20 protein-coding genes are annotated in these 19,549 nt (G+C 71.4%); 15 read left to right on the top strand and 5 right to left on the bottom strand.

Going from position 1 to position 19,549, the window contains the following annotated elements; genetic code table 11:
* Nucleotides 1–138: 138 nt before the first annotated feature.
* Nucleotides 139–1,002, top strand: a complete 864-nt coding sequence (locus ACIHFE_RS10615) for a sulfurtransferase (protein ID WP_400105459.1) — start codon at nt 139–141, stop codon at nt 1,000–1,002.
* Nucleotides 1,003–1,400: 398 nt separating this feature from the next.
* Here the strand turns inward: ACIHFE_RS10615 and sepH are convergent, their stop codons facing one another.
* The gene (gene sepH, locus ACIHFE_RS10610; protein ID WP_400105458.1) at nt 1,401–2,462 is read right to left on the bottom strand and encodes a septation protein SepH; all 1,062 of its coding nucleotides are present in this window, start codon (nt 2,460–2,462) and stop codon (nt 1,401–1,403) included.
* Between the two features lie 350 nt (nt 2,463–2,812).
* Between sepH and ACIHFE_RS10605 the strand changes: the two genes are divergently transcribed.
* Complete coding sequence (locus ACIHFE_RS10605; protein ID WP_400105457.1) at nt 2,813–3,631, top strand: hypothetical protein; 819 nt, start codon at nt 2,813–2,815, stop codon at nt 3,629–3,631.
* On the opposite strand, the gene ACIHFE_RS10600 is transcribed toward ACIHFE_RS10605, so the two are convergent.
* Both ACIHFE_RS10600 and ACIHFE_RS10595 read right to left on the bottom strand, forming a co-directional pair.
* The gene (locus ACIHFE_RS10600; RefSeq protein WP_400105456.1) at nt 3,620–4,933 is read right to left on the bottom strand and encodes a D-arabinono-1,4-lactone oxidase; all 1,314 of its coding nucleotides are present in this window, start codon (nt 4,931–4,933) and stop codon (nt 3,620–3,622) included. The two genes, ACIHFE_RS10605 and ACIHFE_RS10600, sit on opposite strands and share 12 nt — an antisense overlap.
* Nucleotides 4,899–6,164, bottom strand: a complete 1,266-nt coding sequence (locus tag ACIHFE_RS10595) for an MFS transporter (protein WP_400105455.1) — start codon at nt 6,162–6,164, stop codon at nt 4,899–4,901. The genes ACIHFE_RS10600 and ACIHFE_RS10595 overlap by 35 nt, the downstream gene beginning before the upstream one ends.
* Nucleotides 6,165–6,359: 195 nt before the next feature.
* Between ACIHFE_RS10595 and ACIHFE_RS10590 the strand changes: the two genes are divergently transcribed.
* Both ACIHFE_RS10590 and ACIHFE_RS10585 read left to right on the top strand, forming a co-directional pair.
* Nucleotides 6,360–7,487, top strand: coding sequence for a ferrochelatase (locus ACIHFE_RS10590; RefSeq protein ID WP_400105454.1), 1,128 nt, complete (start codon nt 6,360–6,362; stop codon nt 7,485–7,487).
* A gap of 9 nt (nt 7,488–7,496) precedes the next feature.
* Nucleotides 7,497–8,297: an inositol monophosphatase family protein gene (locus ACIHFE_RS10585; protein ID WP_400105453.1), complete on the top strand. Its 801-nt coding sequence runs from the start codon at nt 7,497–7,499 to the stop codon at nt 8,295–8,297.
* A 111-nt stretch (nt 8,298–8,408) separates the two neighbouring features.
* Here ACIHFE_RS10585 and ACIHFE_RS10580 read toward each other — a convergent pair whose 3' ends face one another.
* Entirely contained in the window at nt 8,409–8,609 is a 201-nt protein-coding gene (locus ACIHFE_RS10580; RefSeq protein ID WP_400105600.1) for a hypothetical protein, read from the bottom strand.
* Between the two features lie 308 nt (nt 8,610–8,917).
* On the opposite strand from ACIHFE_RS10580, the gene ACIHFE_RS10575 reads away from it, so the two are divergent.
* The 4 genes from ACIHFE_RS10575 (at nt 8,918) to ACIHFE_RS10560 (ending at nt 12,280) form a co-directional block, all read left to right on the top strand.
* Nucleotides 8,918–9,571 carry a response regulator transcription factor gene (locus tag ACIHFE_RS10575; protein ID WP_109284098.1) on the top strand — a complete coding sequence of 218 codons (654 nt, stop codon included), beginning with the start codon at nt 8,918–8,920 and terminating at the stop codon, nt 9,569–9,571.
* A gap of 6 nt (nt 9,572–9,577) precedes the next feature.
* Complete coding sequence (locus ACIHFE_RS10570; protein WP_400105452.1) at nt 9,578–10,834, top strand: sensor histidine kinase; 1,257 nt, start codon at nt 9,578–9,580, stop codon at nt 10,832–10,834.
* A 406-nt stretch (nt 10,835–11,240) separates the two neighbouring features.
* Nucleotides 11,241–11,537, top strand: coding sequence for a DUF4193 domain-containing protein (locus ACIHFE_RS10565; protein ID WP_109284094.1), 297 nt, complete (start codon nt 11,241–11,243; stop codon nt 11,535–11,537).
* Nucleotides 11,538–11,551: 14 nt separating this feature from the next.
* Nucleotides 11,552–12,280, top strand: a complete 729-nt coding sequence (locus tag ACIHFE_RS10560; RefSeq protein WP_400105451.1) for a hypothetical protein — start codon at nt 11,552–11,554, stop codon at nt 12,278–12,280.
* A 30-nt stretch (nt 12,281–12,310) separates the two neighbouring features.
* Here ACIHFE_RS10560 and ACIHFE_RS10555 read toward each other — a convergent pair whose 3' ends face one another.
* On the bottom strand, nt 12,311–12,760 hold the full coding sequence (locus ACIHFE_RS10555; RefSeq protein ID WP_400105450.1) for a DUF3093 domain-containing protein: 450 nt from the start codon (nt 12,758–12,760) through the stop codon (nt 12,311–12,313).
* A gap of 59 nt (nt 12,761–12,819) precedes the next feature.
* Here ACIHFE_RS10555 and ACIHFE_RS10550 point away from each other — a divergent pair, with 59 nt between their 5' ends.
* The 7 genes from ACIHFE_RS10550 (at nt 12,820) to kdpC (ending at nt 19,502) form a co-directional block, all read left to right on the top strand.
* A complete protein-coding gene (locus ACIHFE_RS10550; RefSeq protein WP_400105449.1) occupies nt 12,820–13,404 on the top strand; it encodes a PaaI family thioesterase in 585 nt (194 codons plus the stop codon).
* Entirely contained in the window at nt 13,404–13,895 is a 492-nt protein-coding gene (gene dut / locus ACIHFE_RS10545; protein ID WP_400105448.1) for a dUTP diphosphatase, read from the top strand. Before ACIHFE_RS10550 ends, dut begins: the two co-directional genes overlap by 1 nt.
* A 1-nt stretch (nt 13,896) precedes the next feature.
* Entirely contained in the window at nt 13,897–14,658 is a 762-nt protein-coding gene (locus ACIHFE_RS10540; protein WP_400105447.1) for a DUF3710 domain-containing protein, read from the top strand.
* Nucleotides 14,659–14,960: 302 nt separating this feature from the next.
* A complete protein-coding gene (kdpF, locus tag ACIHFE_RS10535; RefSeq protein WP_109284084.1) occupies nt 14,961–15,050 on the top strand; it encodes a K(+)-transporting ATPase subunit F in 90 nt (29 codons plus the stop codon).
* A gap of 8 nt (nt 15,051–15,058) precedes the next feature.
* Nucleotides 15,059–16,750 (top strand): potassium-transporting ATPase subunit KdpA, encoded by a 1,692-nt coding sequence (kdpA, locus tag ACIHFE_RS10530; RefSeq protein ID WP_400105446.1) that lies wholly within the window; start codon nt 15,059–15,061, stop codon nt 16,748–16,750.
* The gene (kdpB, locus tag ACIHFE_RS10525) at nt 16,747–18,849 is read left to right on the top strand and encodes a potassium-transporting ATPase subunit KdpB (protein WP_400105445.1); all 2,103 of its coding nucleotides are present in this window, start codon (nt 16,747–16,749) and stop codon (nt 18,847–18,849) included. The genes kdpA and kdpB overlap by 4 nt, the downstream gene beginning before the upstream one ends.
* Before the next feature lie 5 nt (nt 18,850–18,854).
* Nucleotides 18,855–19,502 carry a potassium-transporting ATPase subunit KdpC gene (kdpC, locus tag ACIHFE_RS10520; protein WP_400105444.1) on the top strand — a complete coding sequence of 216 codons (648 nt, stop codon included), beginning with the start codon at nt 18,855–18,857 and terminating at the stop codon, nt 19,500–19,502.
* Nucleotides 19,503–19,549: the final 47 nt, after the last annotated feature.

Genomic DNA, 19,549 nt, shown 5'->3' with positions numbered 1-19,549 from the left:
CGGGTGACCACAAAACGAGACCGGAATTCGCGTTTCGCTTCCGTTTCGGAGCCATTGCCGCCCAGTATCGACGAGGCGTGGGCCGGCTCGCCAGGGTGCCTCTGGGCCGCCCCGGCACACTGCGCGAGGATGGCGGCCATGGATGCCATCATCAGCACACGGGAACTGGCGGACGAGCTGACCGGGGAACGGCCCCCGGTCCTCCTGGACATCCGCTGGCAGCCGACCCTTCTGAGTGTCGGTCAGCAGTCGGCCGCTCCTTCGGGGCGCGAGCAGTACGCGGCGGGGCATCTGCCCGGCGCGGTCTTCGTCGACCTGGACGCGGAACTGGCGGGCGCCCCCGGCCCACGCGGCCGTCATCCGCTGCCGGAGAGCGGGGAGTTCGGGGCGGCCATGCGCCGGGCCGGGGTCGGCGCGGACCGCCCGGTGGTCGTGTACGACAGCGGCCAGGGCTGGGCGGCGGCCCGCGCCTGGTGGCTGTTGCGCTTTATGGGGCACCCCTCGGTACGGGTCCTGGACGGCGGCCTGGCCGCCTGGCGCGCGGCCGGCGGGGAGCTGAGCACCGAGGTCCCGGCCGTCCCGGAGGGCGACTTCCGGCCCAGGCCGGGGGCGCTGCCGGTGCTGGACGCGGACGGCGCGGCCGCGCTGGCCCGGCGCGGCCTGCTGCTGGACGCCCGGGCGGGGGACCGCTACCGGGGCGAGACCGAGCCGATCGACCCGGTGGCCGGGCACATCCCCGGCGCGGTCTCGGCCCCGACCGGCGAGAACGTGGCCGAGGACGGCCGCTTCCGCCCGGCCGGCGAACTGGCCGGGCGCTTCACGGCGCTGGGCGCCGCACCCGCCACCGAACTGGGCGTCTACTGCGGCTCCGGGGTCTCCGCGGCACACCAGGTGCTGGCCCTGGCGGTGGCGGGCTTCGAGGCGGCGCTGTACGTGGGCTCCTGGAGCGAGTGGTCGGCGGACCCGGCCCGCCCGGTGGCCACGGGGGCGCTGCCGGGCTGAGGCGGGATCCGTCGGGCGGGCGCGTCGGACGGGCACCGGGGCGGGGTCCGTCGCGTCCGGCGTGGGCCCCGTCGCTGGAACCGGCCGTGTGTGTCTGAAGGGGCGCCCGGGCGGCGCGTCCGCGCCGGGTGTGCCGGACGGGCACCGGGGAACCGGGGACAGTTCTCCGCGTCCGGCCGCCGGCCTCGCTGGTGGAATCAGTCGCGGGCGTTCCGGCGGTCGTACGGGTGGTGGCCGGCGCCCGGTGTGCCGGGGGACCGGGTTCCCGCGTCCGGCCGTGGCTTCGGCGGGGGCGGTGGCCCTGCCAACCGCATCACTCGCGCACGCGCGTTCCCATGCGAGCCCGGGTGGCGCGCCGCACCCCGGTGGACCCGGGGCGGGCGCCCGCGCCCGGTCCGCTACTCCTGCTTCTTGCGGCGGGTGCCGAAGACGATCTCGTCCCAGCTGGGCACCGCTGCCCGGCGGCCTGGACGGACTCCGTCCGCTTCGGCCTGGCGGTCCGTGGTGCCGACCAGCCGCTCGCGGTGGCCGGAGACCGAGCGGGGCATCAGTACGTCCGCGTAGGCGGAGCCGGCGCTGGCCGCTGGGGCGGGGGGTTCCACGGTCTCCGCGGGCTCGGCCGGAGGCTCGGCGGGGGCCGGGGCGGTGTCGGGCACCACCATGTCGCCGCGGAAGCTGGGCACCGCCTCCAGAAGGCTGGTCAGCGAGTCGCGCTCCTTGCCACCCTCCTCCTCCGCGGGCGCCTCCGGCTCCGGCGCCGTGGCCACCGGGGGCCGGTCCTGGCCGCGGTCCAGCGGCCGGTCGCGGGGGAGCCGGGCGATGCGCGGGACAAAGGGGAAGCTGGGCTCCGGCGCGTCCTCGCTCTCGCCGATCAGCGCCCGTGCCTCGTTGTCCAGCGCAGAGACGATCCGGCGCGGCGGGTCGTAGCTCCAGCTGGCGGCGCGGGGCTCGCCGGCCGCGCGGTAGACCAGCAGCACCTCCCAGGTGCCGTCGTCGCGGCGCCAGGAGTCCCACTGGGCGGTGTCCTTCTCGGCGCCGCGCAGCAGCAGCCGCTCCGCCACCGCCTCACCGAGCTGCGGGCCGGTGCTCTCGCCGGGGCGGCGCACCGGTGTCTTGCGGGCCCGCTCGGCCATAAAGGCGCGCTCGGCCAGCACCGGGCCCTCGAAGCGCCGCACCCGTTCCACGGGGATGCCCGCGAGCTGGGCGACCTCTTCCGCGGACGCCCCGGCCCGGATGCGGGCCTGGATGTCGCGGGGCCGGAGGTGACTCTCCACCTCGATCTCGATCTGGCCCAGACGCGCGCGGTCATTGCGCACCGCGGCCCGGAGCCGCTCGTCGATGGGGAGGGTGTACTCCGTACTGTCCGCAGCCTTGAGCACCAGCCGTGTGCCGTCGTTGGAGACGGCCACGACACGCAGTTCGGGCATGGGGACCTCCCGGGTGGTGCCTGCCGACGTCACGTGCGTCGCTGCTTCCGCTGGTCGAGTGTGGCCTGCCCGGGTTGCAGCCTGCCACAACATTGCCGAGTTGACGGGGCGAGAGCCGCCCGGGCCCCTCCCGTCGGGTCCGGGCAGCCGGACGGGATTACCGGGGCCAGGGCTCGCCACAGTACTCCATTCGGGCCACTGGGGGTGGATTGGCGCGCCATGGATGCTCACGTCCACCAAGGGAGTTGGATGCGCGGTTGGTGCGTCCAGGACCTTCCCATGGGTGGCGAGGTTCACACAATCGCCGGATTCGGAACTGTTCGTTAGTCTCGAATGTCTCTTCTGGTCACAAGAGGGAATGAAAGGTCCGACAGAGGCTGGAGATGGATAAAGAAGCCGAAAGCGGCGCAAAGGCCAAGGGCAAGCGCCTGGAGCTGAGCGTCGCCCAGGTGGCGGGCAGTGCCCTGGCCGCGGCACTCGCGGCATTGCTGGCCGGTAAGCTCGGCGTGTACGGCACGGTGATCGGCGCCGGCGTCGTCAGCGTGGTGGCCACCACCGGTGGCACGGTCTTTCAGCACCTGTTCAGACGTACGGGCGAGCAGATGCGGGAGGCGACCGTCCAGGCGGCACGCCCCCGGACACGCCAGGTGCCGGCCCCCGAGGAGGACCGGACGCGGCTGATGCCCCAGGCGGCCGAGCCGCCGGCGCGCCCGGCGCACTCCGGGGCGTACTCCGAGGGCACGTTGCACGGCACCCGGGTGCGCGGCTGGAAGCGTTCACTGCTGGCCGCCGGCGCGGTGTTCGTTCTGGCCATGGGCACCCTGACGGTGGTCGAGCTGACCTCCGGCGCCAGCGCGGACGGCGGGGGCGGCACCACCATCGGGCAGATCATCCAGCGGGACAAGCCGGCCAGGAAGCAGGAGCAGCGGCCGGATAGCGGTGACCACTCGCCGGGGCCGCGGCACTCGCAGACCGGGAACGGGCAGACGGGCGGACCGGCGACCCCCTCGCCGGGTGCCTCGCAGCCCGGCGGCGATACCGGCAAGCAGTCCCCCACGCCCTCGGCCACGCCCTCGAACGGCGACGCCAAGCCCAGCCCCTCGCAGACGCCCGGTCCCTCCGGCATGCCGGACAGTGGTAAGAGCAGCGGCGGGGCGCAGACCCCGCCGGCCCAGCCCGCGGCGCAGGGCTCAGTCTCCTAGCACCCGGCGCAGATAGTCGTTGCCGAAGACGCGGTGCGGGTCCAGCCGGTCCCGCACCGCGGTGAACTCCGCGAAGCGCGGATAGACCCCGGCCAGGTACGCCGCGTCCCGGCTGTGCAGCTTCCCCCAGTGCGGCCGTCCGCCATGGGCCGTCATGATCTGCTCGGCGGCGGTGAAATACGCCCGGTGGGGGGTGCCGCGGTACATATGGACGGCTATATAGGCGGTGTCCCGGCCGTAGGCGGTGGACAGCGGGATGTCATCGGCCGGCGCGGTGCGCACCTCCACGGGGAAGCCGATCCGCAGGCCGCGCCGCTCGATCATGGTCCGCAGCTCGCGCAGCGCCGCCATGGCCGCCTGGCGGGGCAGCGCGTACTCCATCTCCAGGAAGCGCACCCGGCGCGGGCTGGTGAAGACCTTGTAGGGGACATCGGTGTAGCCGCGGGCGGACAGCGCGCGGCCGGTGACCCGGGCCAGGCCGGGGACGGTGGCGGGCGCCGCGCGCCCCAGGGCGCAGACCGCGGCGAACACCCCGTTGGACAGCAGCTCGTCCTCCACCCAGGCGCCGAGGCGGCCCAGTGGGGCGGCGGGGCCGGGACTGCGGTTGTTGCGCTTGGTGGTGCAGAACTCGGTGTGCGGGAACCAGTAGAACTCGAAGTGCTCGTTCTCGCCGACGAGTTGGTCGAACTCCTCGGTAACCCGGCTGAAGGACATGGGCTCTTCACGGGCCCGGAGCAGGAACTCCGGTTCCACCGCGAAGGTGAGGGCGGTGATCACCCCCAGCGCCCCCAGCCCGACCCGGGCCGCCGCGAACACCTCGGGATGCTCCACGGCCGAGCAGCGCAGCACCGAGCCGTCCGCCGTCACCAGCTCAAGTCCGGTGATCTGGGCGGAGATCGAGGCCGAGTCGCGGCCGGTGCCATGGGTTCCGGTACTGACCGCGCCGGAGACGGTCTGCGCCATGATGTCGCCCATGTTGGTCAGCGACAGGCCGCGCCCCGACAGCGCGTGGTTGAGCGCTCTGAGTGTGCTGCCGGCCGCCACGGTCACCGTGCCGGCCGCCCGGTCGGCGGCACGTATTCCGGTCAGCCGCTCCGGGCGTATCAGCAGGCCGTCGGTGACGGCGGCGGTGGTGAAGGAGTGCCCGGTGCCCACTGCCTTGACCCGCAGCCCGTCCCCGGCGGCCCGGGCCACCGCCCGGGCCGTCTCCTCGGTGGTGGCCGGGGCCACCGTCCGTACCGGGCGGGCGGTGACATTGCCCGCCCAGTTACGCCACGCGCTCGCCCTCGCTGTCTCCGTCATGTGCGCCAGCCCCTCCCCTTGCCCGTGGGATGGAGGACCCCACCCCCTGCGGCGCCGGCCGCAGCCGGCGGTAGCCGAGGAACGCCGCCAGGGCCGCCAGCGCCCCCGCAGCGCCGGGCACCGCGTACCCCGCCGCGGCCCCCGAGGCGTCCACCACCAGGCCGGCGGCGGATGAGCCGAGCGCCACTCCCACCGCCAGCCCGGTGCTGGTCCAGGTGATGCCCTCGGTCAGGTTCGCGCGTGGTACGTGCTGCTCGACCAGGGCCACGGTGGTCACCATGGTGGGCGCCACGGCCAGGCCCGCGAAGAAGAGCGCCACGGCCAAGAACGGCAGATTCCAGGCCAGTTGGAGCGGGATCATACTCACCGCCATGGCGCAGACGCCCAGCAGCCAGCGACGTGCCGGGTCGCCCTTGAAGTGCAGCAGGCCGAAGACGGTGCCCGCCAGGCAGGAGCCCAGCGCGTACACCGCCAGCACCAGACTGGCCGCGGCCTTGTGGCCGCGCTCCTCGGCGAAGGCCACCGTCACCACCTCCACCGAGCCGAACAGCGCCCCGGTGGCCACGAACGTCACCACCAGCACCCGCAGTCCCGCCGAGCGCAGGGCCGAACCCCCGGCCTCCGCGCCACGCGGGTGCGGAACCGGCTCGGTGGCCCGCTGGGCGGTGAGCCAGAAGACGCCGGCCGCCAGGAAGCAGCCGGACAGCAGCGGACCGGCCTCCGGGAACCAGCTGGTGGACAGGCCGATGGAGAGGATGGGGCCGACGATGAAGACAATCTCGTCGATCACCGACTCGGCCGAGTAGGCGATGTGCAGTTCGCGCGGTGAGCCGTCGAAGATGGCCGCCCAGCGGGCCCGCACCATCGAGCCCACACTGGGCACACAGCCCACCCCGGCCGCGAAGACGAACAACGTCCAGTCCGGCCAGCCCTGTTGGGCGCTCAGCAGCAGTCCGGCCACCGCCGTCACCGCCAGCGCGGTGGCCGGGCGCAGCACCCGCCGCTGCCCGTGCCGGTCCACCAGACGGGAGACCTGCGGGCCCAGCACGGCCGCGGCCAGCGCGAAGACCGCCGACAGGGCGCCGGCCAGCCCATAGCGGCCGGTGAGCTCGGAGACCATGGTGACGATGCCGATGCCCATCATGGACAGCGGCAGCCTGCCGACAAAGCCGGCCGCCGCGAAGCCCTTGCTGCCGGGGGCCGCGAATATCGCGCTGTAGGGACTGGGCAAGACCGGCTCCGCACTGGATGGCGCTGGGAACGACGAAATGACGAAACGACGAGAAGAGAGTGCGCCGTAAGGGATGTGGGTGGCTCATACAGCTTACGGGTGAACATTCGTGCGGCGCAGGGATATTTCCCGTCGCCCGGCCGGCGGCCCGCCGCGGTTTCCCGGCTGTCGGTGCCGGGTGGCAGGATCGGGGCCATGTCGGATCAGCCAGCCCATGCCCCTTATGACGCCCTGCTGCTGCTCTCCTTCGGCGGCCCGGAGGGCCCGGACGATGTCGTTCCGTTCCTGGAGAACGTGACCCGCGGCCGGGGCATCCCCCGGGAGCGGCTCAAGGAGGTCGGGCAGCACTACTTCCTCTTCGGCGGCGTCAGCCCCATCAACGAGCAGAACCGCGCCCTGCTGGCCGCGCTGCGCACGGACTTCGCGGCCAACGGCCTTGACCTGCCCGTCTACTGGGGCAACCGCAACTGGGCGCCCTATCTGACCGACACCCTGCGCGAGCTGGCGGCCGCCGGGCACCGCCGGGTGCTCACCCTGACCACCAGCGCCTACGCCTCCTACTCGGGCTGCCGGCAGTACCGGGAGAACCTGGCCGACGCGCTGGCCGCGCTGGCCGCCGAGGGCCTGCCGGTGCCCCGGGTGGACAAGCTGCGCCACTACTTCAACCACCCCGGCTTTATCGAGCCCATGGTGGACGCCACGCTGACGGCGCTGGCCGCCCTGCCCGAGGAGGTACGGGCCAAGGCCCGCCTGGCCTTCACCACCCACTCCATCCCCACCGCCGCCGCCGACTCCTCCGGCCCCGCCGAGGGCCATGGTGACGGCGGGGCCTATGTCGCCCAGCACCTGGATGTAGCCCGCACCATCGCCGCCGAGGTGCGGACGCGCACCGGCGTGGACCACTCCTGGGACCTCGTCTACCAGTCCCGCAGCGGTGCCCCGCACATCCCGTGGCTGGAGCCCGACATCTGCGACCACCTGGAGGAAATGCACCGGGCCGGGGTGCCGGGGGTGGTGATGGTGCCGATCGGCTTTGTCTCCGACCACATGGAGGTCAAGTACGACCTCGACACCGAGGCCACCGCCAAGGCCGCCGAACTGGGCCTGCCGGTGACCCGGGCGGCCACCGTGGGCGCCGACCCCCGGTTCGCCGCCGCGGTGCGCGAGCTGGTGCTGGAACGCGCCGCCACCGAGCGCGGCCGGCAGCCCGCGCGCTGTGCGCTGGGCGCGCTGGGGCCCTCCCACGACCTGTGCCCGGCCGGCTGCTGCCCGGCCCGCACCCCCCGCCCGGCCGCGGCCGGCGCCGACAGCCCGTACGCCTGAGGAGCCCCCGTGAACGACCCGCTCAAGACCGAACTCCTGGCGGTCGCCCTGGAAGCGGCCGCGCTGGCCGGCGACCTGCTCCGGGACGGCCGGCCCGCCGACCTCTCGGTGGCCGCCACCAAGACCAGCCCCATCGATGTGGTCACCGAGATGGACCTGGCCGCCGAGAAGCTGATCACCGGCTTCCTGGCCGAGCGGCGCCCCCGGGACGGCCTGCTGGGGGAGGAGGGCGCCAGCAGCGAGGGCACCAGCGGGGTGCGCTGGGTGATCGACCCCATCGACGGCACCGTGAACTACCTCTACGGCCTGCCCTCCTGGGCCGTCTCCATCGCCGCCGAGGCCGGCGGCCAGACCCTGGTCGGGGTGGTCGCCGCCCCGATGCGCGGCGAGACCTACCACGCCGTGCTGGGCGCGGGCGCGTACTGCGGCGAGCGCACCCTGCGGGTCCGCCCGGCGCCCTCCCTCGGCCAGGCGCTGATCGGCACCGGCTTCGGCTATCTGACCGAGCGCCGCGCGGCCCAGGCCGAGGTGCTGCGCACCCTGCTGCCCGAGGTGCGCGACATCCGCCGCGGCGGATCCGCCGCCATCGACCTGTGCGATGTGGCCTGCGGCCGGCTGGACGGCTACTACGAGCGCGGGCTCAACCCCTGGGACTTCGCGGCGGGCGCGCTGATCGCCCGGGAAGCCGGCGCGCTGGTCGGCGGCCGCCCCGGAACGGAACCCTCCGGCGAGCTGACGGTGGCCGCGCCGTCCGGGCTGTTCGAGCCGCTGCGGGACCGGCTGGAGGCGCTGGGCGCCTGGCACGACTAGGCCCCGTTCCGGGCGCGGGCTGTCTGTGATTGTTCGCGCCCCTGCCGCACTGAGCCCCGGCACCCACACAGGTGCCGGGGCTCAGTGTTCCGTCGGGGCCCGGGTCAAGGGTCAGGCGGCGCTGACCTCGACACCGTGCTCGGCGGCCAGCCGGTGCAGATCGTCCAGCTCGGCCTGTTCCACTTCGGCGAGAAAGTCGTCGCCGCTGCGGCGGGCTCGGTCGAGATCGGTCCGGGTGTTCTCTATGCGCTGCAGGATGCCAGCGGTGAACGCGTCCATGTGCTGCGCCCCCTCGTCGTGGGTCGTTGGCACGGGGGTGTGCCACGGCGAAACGATCACCCGTATGCCCCCGGCATACCGCCGCGGCATGGCGTGCGGCTGCGTACGGCTCCACAGGGAGGTGATCGCGGGTGTGCAGACGTCTTCCCCACCCTCGGCCGGGCGGAAACCTGGACTCCGCGAAGAATCCCCAATCCTTGCCCATCCCGGCCATCCACAACCCCTTACAGCCGGTTTACCGGCCTTGGAGGCAGGATGGAGGGGGCCCGCCGGGCCCGTCCACTCTGCCCACAGCGGGCAAACCCCCCTGCCCACCAGGCACAACAGAAAGGACCAGCGCCGTGCGCGTACTCGTCGTCGAGGACGAGCAGCTGCTCGCCGATGCCGTAGCGACCGGGCTGCGCCGGGAAGCCATGGCCGTCGACGTGGTGTACGACGGCGCCGCGGCCCTGGAGCGCATCGCCGTCAACGACTACGACGTGATCATTCTCGACCGGGACCTCCCGGTGGTGCACGGTGACGATGTCTGCCGCAAGGTGGTCGAGCTGGGCATGCCCACCCGGGTGCTGATGCTCACGGCCTCCGGCGATGTCAGCGACCGGGTGGAGGGCCTGGAGCTCGGTGCCGACGACTACCTGCCCAAGCCCTTCGCCTTCACCGAGCTGACCGCCCGGGTGCGGGCCCTGGGCCGGCGCACCACGGTGGCCCTGCCGCCGGTGCTGGAGCGGGCCGGTATCCGGCTCGATCCCAACCGCCGGGAGGTGTTCCGCGACGGCCGTGAGGTGCAGCTGGCGCCCAAGGAGTTCGCGGTGCTGGAGGTGCTGATGCGCAGCGAGGGCGCCGTGGTCTCCGCGGAGCAGCTGCTGGAGAAGGCCTGGGACGAGAACACCGACCCCTTCACCAATGTGGTCCGGGTCACCGTGATGACCCTGCGCCGCAAGCTCGGCGAGCCCGCGGTGATCATCACCGTGCCCGGCTCCGGATACCGGATCTGACCGGCGATGGCCACCACACCCCCCGCTCCGTCCGTGCCCCCCGCTCCGCCCGCGCCGCCGAGACCGGCCTGGGATCCCCGCCAGCCGGTGGTCCGGCCCTTCCCCTACCTGCGCCCCACCATCCGGATACGGCTCACCCTGCTCTACGGCGGGATGTTCCTGATGGCCGGTGTCCTGCTGCTGACGATCATCTATCTGCTGGCGGCGGACGCGCTGCGGCAGGGCAGCCTGCTGCCGTTCAGCTTCATCAGCGGCGACGACACCGTGGTGCGGCTCAATCCCAGTTGCAGCTCCCTGAGCGGCAGCTACGACAAGGAACACATCATCAAGGCGTGCATGGACCAGCAGCGCGCCGCGGCCCTCGGCAGCCTGCTGCGCCGCTCGCTGTTCGCCCTTGTCGGCCTGGCCGTGATCGCCTTCGCCTTCGGCTACGCCATGGCGGGCCGGGTGCTCTCCCCGCTGGGCAAGATCACCCGCACCGCCCGCCGGGTGGCCGCCACCGACCTGACCCGGCGCATCGAGCTGGGCGGCCCGGACGACGAGTTCAAGGAGCTCTCGGACACCTTCGACGAGATGCTGGACCGGCTGGAGCGTGCCTTCACCGCCCAGCAGCGCTTTGTGGCCAACGCCTCGCATGAGCTGCGCACCCCGCTGGCGATCAACCGCACGCTGCTGGAGGTGCACCTCTCCGATCCCGGCGCGTCCCCCGAGCTCCAGCAGCTGGGCAAGACGCTGCTGGCCACCAATGAGCGCAGCGAGCAGCTGGTGGAGGGGTTGCTGCTGCTCGCCCGCAGCGACAACGAGATCGTGGACCGCAAGCCGGTGGACCTGGCCGAGGTCGCCTCCCAGGCGCTGGACCAGACCCGCAGCGAGGCCCAGGACAAGGGCGTGGAGCTGCGCGGCATCCGGCAGCCCGCGGTGGTCCAGGGCAACGGTGTGCTGCTGGAGCGGATCGCGCTCAACCTGGTGCAGAACGCGGTGCGCTACAACGTGCCGGACGGCTGGGTGGAGGTGACCACCCAGGCGCTGCCGGGCCAGGCGGTGCTGGTGGTGGAGAACACCGGCCCGGTGGTCCCCGCCTATGAGGTGGACAACATCTTCGAACCCTTCCGGCGGCTGCGCACCGAGCGCACCGGCAGCGACAAGGGCGTCGGTCTGGGCCTGTCCATCGTGCGTTCGGTGGCCCGGGCACACGGCGGCCGGATCACCGCGGAGCCCAGGGAGGGCGGCGGCCTGGTGATGCGGGTGGTACTGCCGACCTGACACGCTGCGAGAAGTCTGCGACAATACGGCGGCACCGCTTCGCTTTGGGAGGAATTTTCCCGGTCCGGGCGGTGCTGTTGTCGTGTGTGATCGATCACATGCGATGGCTTTGGGCCATCCACTCTCCGTAATCGAACGGATTGCCGGAGCCCCTGGAAAATGGGGGTTTCCAGGGGTCCTGATCACGGGAAGTACAGGAATTGGCGCTGCCGCACGCGGCATTGGACCAACGACGGTCCGGTTCGCCACCCGCTACCGATCACCTCTTCAGGTGTGCGGTTGGGTGTCGATTGAGTAACAGACCTTGATGTGAGGCAAAATCTCCGCCTCGGGTCGGGCACAAGTCCGGCCTCTCACGCGTTACGTGCGCTGGAGACACCGCAGACACCCAGAGGGGGAGAGCGACATGGCAACGGATTACGACACCCCACGCAAGACCGACGACGACGTCGATTCCGACAGCCTTGAAGAGCTGAAGGCACGGCGGAACGACAAGTCCGCCTCGTCCGTGGACGTGGATGACTTCGAGGCGGCCGAGGGCATGGAACTGCCCGGGGCGGACCTCTCCAACGAGGAGCTGGCCGTCCGGGTCCTGCCCAAGCAGGCCGATGAGTTCACCTGCATGAGCTGCTTCCTGGTCCACCACCGCAGCCAGCTGGCCCGTGAGAAGAACGGTCAGCCGATCTGCCGCGACTGCGATTGAGGCAAGGGTCTGCGATGGCAGGCTCGAACCCGTTCCGGAAACGACCGTCCGGGCCGGTGCCCGATGACGCGGCCGACACACACGCCGAGCGGGGCCGCAGGGCCTCGCTCGTCGCTGGGGTCGGCCGCGGTCTCGTACACGCCGGGAAACGGGGGATGGGCGCGGGGCTGACCGCGGTCGCCGACCGCATCATCGCCGTGGCCCCACGGGTGCAGGTGCGCAACCTGGCCACCCTGCGCCGTCAGTTCCCGGGCCTGGGCCCGGAGGAGCTGGCCGACAAGCTGGTCGCCGGAGCCGCTTACGGCACCTCCACGGTGGGGGCCGGAGTGGGCGCGGCGGCCATGCTGCCGGTGCCGCCGGCCATGCCCGCCGAGCTGGCGGCCGAGATCGTCGGCGTCGCCACCGTGGAGCTCAAGCTGATCGCCGAGCTGCACGAGGTCTATGGGCTGCGTGCGCCCGGCAACGCCTACCAGCGGTCCATGGCCTATCTGCGGGCCTGGGCCGACGAGCGCGGGATCGATGTCACCGCGCCGAGCACCGTCAATATCGCGCTGGGCGTGCAGATGCGGCGCGAGCTGCGCCAGCGGGTGCTCAAGCGCACCTTCCGCAAGCTGCCCAGCCTCACCCCGTTTATGATCGGCGCCACGGTGGGCGCGGTGATGAACCGGCGGGACACCAGGCGGCTCGCCGAACGGGTCCGGGCGGACCTGCGCGGCCGCCAGGTCGCCTGGGAAGCCCTCTGAGTCTTCTGGGCCCGCTGACCCCTGGCGCCGCTACCGGCTGCGTACCGCGCCGCTGAGCGCGGCGGCCAGCTGCTCCGGCCGGCGGGTGGAGAGGTAGAGGTAGGGCGTGGGGTCACCGGGGTCGGTGACCTCGATCCGTACCGCGCTGGAGATATAGCCGCGCAGCAGCATAAAAGCGCGGGTGTCCGCCTTGTAGGTGCGCCAGGCCCGGGCCTCCTCGCCCTCCAGCACCGTCACCTCGCCCAGGGCCTCCAGCGGGATCTTGGCATCGCCCGCGACCAGGGCGCCGGGGATCACCCGGATCCGTACCGAGCCGTACGAGCTGACCGCCACCGCGGCCAGGGCGCCGCCGCCGACCAGGCCGCCGAGCATGGGCAGGGTGCCCAGCGGCAGCAGGACCAGGGCCATGGCGACTCCCAGCGCCCCGGCGATCACCCACCAGGAACGGGGTGCGGTCAGGCGTTCTTCGTAGGACTGCATGTGCCCAAGCTTGGCACGGAGGGGACCGGGTGCCGCCGTCGCGGGTAAGGTCAGCCCCTGTGAGTGGACGAACGACAGCGCTGACACCGCCGGCCGACGCCGGGCCCCCGGTACGGCATCCCGAAGCCCCCGCGCCCGGAGAGAGCATCGGGTCGCACTATGAGCACTGCTTCGGCTGCGGTGGCTCGGTGCCGCACGGCCTGCACCTGGAGGTACGGGCCGGCGCGGGTGTCAGCGTCACCGCCGAGTTCCGCGTCAAGGAGGCCCACCAGGGAGCCCCCGGTCTGGCGCACGGCGGGGTGCTGGCCACGGCGCTGGACGAGACGCTGGGCTCGCTGAACTGGCTGACCCGGGTGATCGCGGTGACCGGGCGGCTGGAGACGGACTTCATCCGGCCGGTGCCGGTGGGCACCGTGCTCCATCTGGAGGCCGAGGCGCTGGCGGTGCACGGCCGCAAGCTCTACTGCACGGCCACCGGCCGGCTCGGCGGCCCCGAGGGCCCGGTGGCGGTGCGCGCCGACACGGTGTTCATCGAGGTCAAGGTGGAGCACTTCCTGCAGAACGGCCGCCCGGCCGAGATCCAGGCGGCGCTGGCCGATCCGGATCAGGTCAAGGTGGTCCGGGCTTTTGAGGTGAATCCCTGATGCCTGTTGACGTGCTGATCCGCCGGGTCGATCCTGAGGTGCCCATCCCGGCTTACGGGCACCCCGGTGACGCCGGCTGCGACCTGGTGACCACCGAGGCGGCCGAGCTGGCGCCGGGGGAGCGGATGGTGCTGCCCACCGGAGTGTCGATCGCGCTGCCCGATGGGTATGCGGCCTTTGTGCATCCGCGTTCGGGGCTTGCCGCCCGGTGCGGGGTCTCCATGGTGAATGCCCCAGGGACCATCGATGCCGGGTACCGTGGAGAGATCAAGGTGATTGTGGTCAATCTGGACCCGCGGGAGACCGTGCGGTTCGAGAGGTTCGACCGTATCGCCCAGTTGGTTGTCCAGCAGGTCGAGAAGGTCCGCTTCCATGAGGTGGCGGAGCTTCCCGGCTCGGCGCGGGGTGATGGGGGCTTCGGGTCCACCGGTGGCCACGCTGCCGTGGGGCATGGATTCGCTTCGGTCGTAGCCGACCGGGAAGGACAGTGACGTGTTCGGTCGTCGCCGCAAGCGCGAGGACGCCGTCGACCAGGTCGACGACGTGATCTCCGAAGAGCCCGTTGAGGGCGAGGGGTCCGCAGCGGACACCGAGGCCGAGAGGGTCCGGCTGGAGCCGGGGCCGCGTCCCGACGGACCGTGGGACGCCTCCGAGGTCCGGGAGCCCGCCGAGGGCCGGGTCGACCTGGGCGGCCTGTTCGTCCCCGGGGTCGACGGTATGGAGCTGCGGGTCGAGGTCGCCGGTGACGCCATCGTCGCCGCGACCGTGGTGCTGCGCGACAGCGCCGTGCAGTTGCAGGCGTTCGCCGCGCCCAAGCGCGAGGGCATCTGGCCCGAGGTGCGCGAGGAGATCGCCACCGGCATCACCCAGCAGGGCGGTGTGGTGGACGAGGTCGAGGGCCCGCTGGGCTGGGAGCTGCGGGCCCAGGTCCCGGTGGCGCTGCCGGACGGCACCAACGGGGTGCAGCTGGTGCGCTTCGTCGGCTGTGACGGTCCGCGCTGGTTCCTGCGCGGGGTGATCTCCGGGCAGGGCGCGGTGCAGCCGCAGACCGCCGGGCTGCTGGAGCAGATCTTCCGGGACACCGTGGTGGTCCGTGGCGAGTCGCCGATGGCCCCGCGTGACCCGATCGTCCTCAAGCTCCCGGAGGACGCGCAGATGGTCGCCGAGGGCCTCCAGGAGGACGGCCAGACCTCCCGGTTCGCCGGCGGTGTGGAGCGCCTCCAGCGCGGCCCGGAGATCTCCGAGGTCCGCTGATCCCGGCCGCCCCGAGCGGCCGGATTTCATCGTTCCGTTGGGCCGGAACCCTTAGCCGGGGTTCCGGCCCAACGGCGTTTTTGCAGGTCAGGAATGTTTACGTATGAATCTCGTTAAGGGGGCGCTAATGGCCGTAAGGGAGGCGTCAACGAACTACGAATGAGCGGGAGTGGGCGGTTTCCTCTAGTGGTCCGTTCATATCCGAACCTCTAGGAGCATGCGATGGCCGACGTGGCCTTCGTCGCCACCACTATCGCGGTCTTCGCGCTGGTGGTCCTCGTCGCCAAGGGGGTGGCGAAGCTGTGAGCACCGAGAACGTTGTCGGTCTGGTCGTGGCCGTCGCTCTGCTGGGCTACTTGATCCTCGCCCTCGTCTTCCCGGAGAGGTTCTGAGCACAGATATGAGCCCCGTCCTCTCCGGAGTCCTGCAGTTCGTCGCGCTCTTCGCGGCACTGGCGCTGGTTTACCGCCCGCTGGGCGACTACATGGCCCGCGTGTACAACTCCGAAAAGCACCTGCGCGTCGAGAAGTGGATCTACCGCCTGATAGGCGCCGACCCCGACGCCGAGATGCGCTGGCCCGCGTACCTGCGCGGCGTGCTGGCGTTCTCCGTGGTCGGCCTGCTCCTGCTCTACCTGCTCCAGCGGGTCCAGGGAGCGCTGCCGAACCGGCTCTCGCTCGGCTTCCACGCCATCAGCCCGGACCAGGCGTTCAACACCGCCGCGTCCTTCGTGGGCAACACCAACTGGCAGTCCTACTCGGGTGAGCAGTCCATGGGCCACGCGGTCCAGACGCTTGGCCTGGCGGTGCAGAACTTCGCCTCCGCCGCGGTGGGCATCGCGGTGGCCGTCGCCCTGGTCCGGGGCTTCGCCCGGTCGCGCACCAGCGACCTCGGCAACTTCTGGGCCGACCTGGTGCGCGGCACCGTCCGCATCCTGGTGCCGCTCGCCGTGGTCGCGGCAGTGGTGCTGGTGGCCTGCGGCGCCATCCAGAACTTCTCGGGCATCCATGGGATCGGTCAGCTCACCGGCGGAACCCAGCAGGTCAACGGCGGCGCCGTGGCCTCGCAGGAGGCCATCAAGGAGCTGGGCACCAACGGTGGCGGCTACTTCAACGCCAACTCGGCCCACCCGTTCGAGAACCCCAACGCCTTCACCAACCTCTTCGAGGTCTTTCTGATCCTGGTCATCCCGTTCGCGCTGACCCGGACCTTCGGCAAGATGGTGGGCAACGTCAAGCAGGGCTACGCGATCCTCGGCACCATGGTGCTGATCTGGGTCGGCTTCACCGCCCTGATGATGTGGACCGAGTACGCGCACCACGGCCCCGCGCTCCAGGCGGCGGGCAGCGCGATGGAGGGCAAGGAGCAGCGGTTCGGCATCGGCGCCTCGTCGATCTTCGCCACCGCCACCACCCTCACCTCCACCGGCGCGGTCGACGCGGGTCACTCCTCCCTCACCGGTCTGGGCGGCGGCGTCGCCATGCTGGGCATGATGCTTGGCGAGATCGCCCCCGGTGGTGTGGGTTCCGGCCTCTACGGCATGCTGATCATGGCCATCATCGCCGTGTTCATCGCGGGCCTGATGGTCGGCCGTACGCCCGAGTACCTGGGCAAGAAGATCGGCACCCGGGAGATCAAGCTCGCGGCCTGCTACATCCTGATCACCCCGACCCTGGTGCTGGGCTTCACCGCGGTGTCGATGGCGATGGCCGGTCCGCCCGGACAGATCCTCAACAAGGCCGACGGCTCGGTCGCGCACAGCGGCGCCCACGGGTTCTCCGAGGTCCTCTACGCCTTCACCTCCGCGGCCAACAACAACGGTTCGGCCTTCGCCGGCCTGAACGCCAACACCCCCTGGTACAACACCACGCTCGGCCTCGCCATCCTGCTCGGCCGTTTCCTGCCGATGGTCTTCGTCCTGGCCCTGGCCGGCTCGCTCGCCGAACAGAAGCCGGTGCCGGAGACCGCGGGCACCCTGCGCACCGAGAAGCCGCTCTTCGCCGGCCTGCTGGTGGGCACCATCCTGATCATCACCGGCTTGACCTACTTCCCGGCCCTGGCCCTTGGCCCGATGGCGGAGGGACTCTCATGAGCACGACCACCCCTGTCCGTACGGCCCCCGAAGGGGACAAGCAGGAGCCCGCACACGAGTCGAGCGGGCGCGTCTCCGGCGGCCTCTTCGACCCGGCACAGCTGGTGAAGTCGCTGCCGGACGCCTTCCGCAAGCTCGACCCCCGGGTGATGGTCAAGTCCCCGGTGATGTTCGTGGTCGAGATCGGTTCGGTGCTGACCACCGTCCTGGCCTTCAAGAAGCCGGGCGACTGGTTCGGCTGGACCATCACCGCCTGGCTCTGGCTGACCGTGGTCTTCGCCAACCTGGCCGAGGCGGTGGCCGAGGGCCGCGGCAAGGCCCAGGCCGACACCCTGCGCAAGGCCAAGACCGACACCGTGGCCCGCCGCCTGAACGGCGCCACCGAGGAGTCGGTGCCGGGTGCCGAGCTGCGCGTCGGTGACCTGGTGGTCTGTGAGGCGGGCGACATCATCCCGGGCGACGGTGATGTCGTCGAGGGTGTGGCCTCCGTGGACGAGTCGGCGATCACCGGCGAGTCGGCCCCGGTCATCCGGGAGTCCGGCGGTGACCGCTGTGCGGTCACCGGTGGCACCAAGGTGCTCTCCGACCGCATCGTCATCAAGATCACGACGAAGCCCGGTGAGACCTTTATCGACCGGATGATCAACCTGGTGGAGGGCGCCGCCCGGCAGAAGACGCCCAACGAGATCGCGCTCAACATCCTGCTGGCCTCGCTGACCATCGTCTTCCTGCTGGCCGTGGTCACCCTCCAGCCGTTCGCGATCTACTCCGGCGCCGAGCAGACGATGATCGTCCTCACCGCGCTGCTGGTCTGTCTGATTCCCACCACCATCGGCGCCCTGCTCTCGGCCATCGGCATCGCGGGCATGGACCGCCTGGTGCAGCGCAATGTGCTGGCCATGTCCGGACGGGCCGTGGAGGCCGCCGGCGACGTCTCCACCCTGCTGCTGGACAAGACCGGCACCATCACCTACGGCAACCGCCGCGCCTCCGAGTTCGTTCCGGTCAAGGGCGCCAAGCCGGAGGAGCTGGCGGAGGCCGCCCAGCTCTCCTCGCTCGCCGACGAGACCCCCGAGGGCCGCTCGGTCGTCGCCCTGGCCGGCGAGAAGTACGGCCTGGCGGAGCGCAGCCAAAGCGACCTGACCGGCGCCGAGTGGGTGCCCTTCACCGCCCAGACCCGGATGTCGGGTGTGGATGTGGACGGCCGCAAGGTCCGCAAGGGCGCCACCGGTTCGGTCATCGCCTGGGTCGAGGAGCGCGGCGGCACGGTCGCCCCGGACGCCCGTGGCCTCAACGACCAGATCTCCCAGGCCGGCGGCACCCCGCTGCTGGTCGCCGTCGAGGACGACAAGGGCCCCCGCGTCCTGGGTGTCATCCACCTCAAGGACGTGGTCAAGGAGGGCATGCGCGAGCGGTTCGACGAACTGCGCGCCATGGGCATCAAGACCGTCATGATCACGGGTGACAACCCGCTGACGGCCAAGGCCATCGCCGAGGAGGCGGGGGTGGACGACTTCCTCGCGGAGGCCACTCCCGAGGACAAGATGGCGCTGATCAAGCGGGAGCAGGCCGGCGGCAAGCTGGTCGCCATGACCGGTGACGGCACCAATGACGCCCCGGCGCTGGCCCAGGCCGATGTCGGCGTGGCCATGAACACCGGTACCTCGGCCGCCAAGGAGGCCGGGAACATGGTGGACCTGGACTCCAACCCCACCAAGCTGATCGAGATCGTCGAGATCGGCAAGCAACTCCTCATCACCCGCGGGGCGTTGACCACCTTCTCCATCGCCAACGATGTGGCCAAGTACTTCGCCATCATCCCGGCGATGTTCGCGGTGGCCTACCCGGGCCTGGACAAGCTCAACATCATGAGCCTGCACTCGCCCCAGTCCGCGATCCTGTCCGCGGTGATCTTCAACGCGCTGATCATCATCGCGCTGGTGCCGCTGGCCCTCAAGGGCGTGCGCTACCGGCCGATGAGCGCGGACAGTATGCTCCGGCGCAACCTGCTGGTCTATGGACTGGGCGGCCTGATCTCCCCGTTCATCGGCATCAAGATCATTGACATGCTTCTCTCCCTCATCCCTGGCATCAGGTGACGACCATGAACAACTCCGTACGCAGCACGGCCCGGCTGGTCTGGGCGGGGCTCCGAGCCATGCTCGTCCTCACTCTGGTCACCGGCGTCATCTACCCGCTGGTCGTCACCGGCATCGCCCAGGCGGCCTTCCACGACAAGGCCAATGGTTCGGAAGTCAAGGCGGATGGCAAGTCCGTCGGCTCCGAACTGCTGGGCCAGAGCTTTGACTTGGACAAGAAGGACAAGGACGGCAACCCGCTGCCGGACCCGAGGTTCTTCCAGCCCCGGCCCTCGGCGGCCGGGCCCAACACCGAGAACACCCAGTACAAGCTGGTGGTCTCCGGGGCGTCCAACCTGGCCGCGGACAGCAAGGTGCTGCTGGACAGCGTCAAGCAACGCCGGGCGCAGGTGGCCGAGTTCAACAAGGTCGCTCAGTCCTCGGTGCCGGTGGACGCGCTGACCTCCTCCGGTTCCGGCGTGGACCCGGACATCTCCCCGGCCTACGCCCGGCTCCAGGCCAAGCGGGTGGCCGAGGCCAACCACCTGCCGGCGGACAAGGTCGAGCAGCTGGTCGAGGACCACATCGACGGCCGCCAGCTGGGCTTTATGGGCGACCCGCACGTCAATGTGCTGAAGCTCAACATCGCGCTGCGGGAGCTGGCCAGGGGCTGAGGCGATGCAGACCATGCGCGAGGGCCGGGGCAGCTGCCCCGGCCCTT

Source organism: Streptomyces sp. NPDC052396 (assembly GCF_044593195.1).
Classification (GTDB): Bacteria; Actinomycetota; Actinomycetes; order Streptomycetales; family Streptomycetaceae; genus Streptomyces.
Note: the sequence above shows the minus strand (reverse complement) of the source record. Positions and strands in the feature narration are given on the sequence as shown.